General features: G+C 31.9%; 1 protein-coding gene. It reads right to left on the bottom strand.

Annotated elements, in window-relative coordinates; genetic code table 11:
• Positions 1 to 452, bottom strand: a 452-nt coding sequence (locus LGK95_RS22225; RefSeq protein WP_319001955.1) for a galactokinase family protein, incomplete at its 3' end; no start/stop codon positions are given.
• Positions 453 to 646: the final 194 nt, after the last annotated feature.

Below are 646 nucleotides of genomic sequence, written 5' to 3'. Positions count from 1 at the left end.
AGCATACTAATACTATTATTATTAAATAGATTATTTATGATTTCGCCTGTAAGAACTTCTAGAGACGCAGAAGAAGATAATCCTGCTCCGTTAGGTATATTACCACTTATTAAAATATCCATTCCTTTGACGGCATGTCCTTTATCAAGCATGACCTTTATTACTCCTTTAGGATAATTAGCCCAGTCATCTTTGATATCATATTTTATTAAATCGTCTAAATTCATTGTAACCTTTAAGTCAAAATTTGTAGAAGCAAAATTAATTTTATTATCATTTCTTACTCTTACTAAACCATAAGTTCCGAAATCTAAAGCACACGGGAAGACAAATCCACCATTGTAGTCAATGTGTTCTCCTATAAGATTTATTCTCCCCGGAGAGAAAAATGTAGACTCGCTATCCTTGCCATAAAGTGATGTAAATGTTTCATGAAGTTTTTTAATATCCATTAGTATTGCCTCCAAACTTTTTATTAGTGTATTTTCAGTGTAGGTAGCAGCTTAAAAAGCTACTACTTTTGTATACTTACTTTATATTTTTCATATGCAGTTCTTAGTTCAATAGCAGTTTCTTCGACTGCTGTAGGATTACACGCTGCCCAAGCTCCCATCTCTGATGATGCATAATATTTTATTTTTTCTTT

The organism is Clostridium algoriphilum, from assembly GCF_020443705.1.
Taxonomy (GTDB): Bacteria; Bacillota; Clostridia; order Clostridiales; family Clostridiaceae; genus Clostridium_AD; species Clostridium_AD algoriphilum.
The sequence above is the reverse complement of the archived record's forward strand: the minus strand, read 5'-3'. Positions and strand labels throughout refer to the sequence as shown.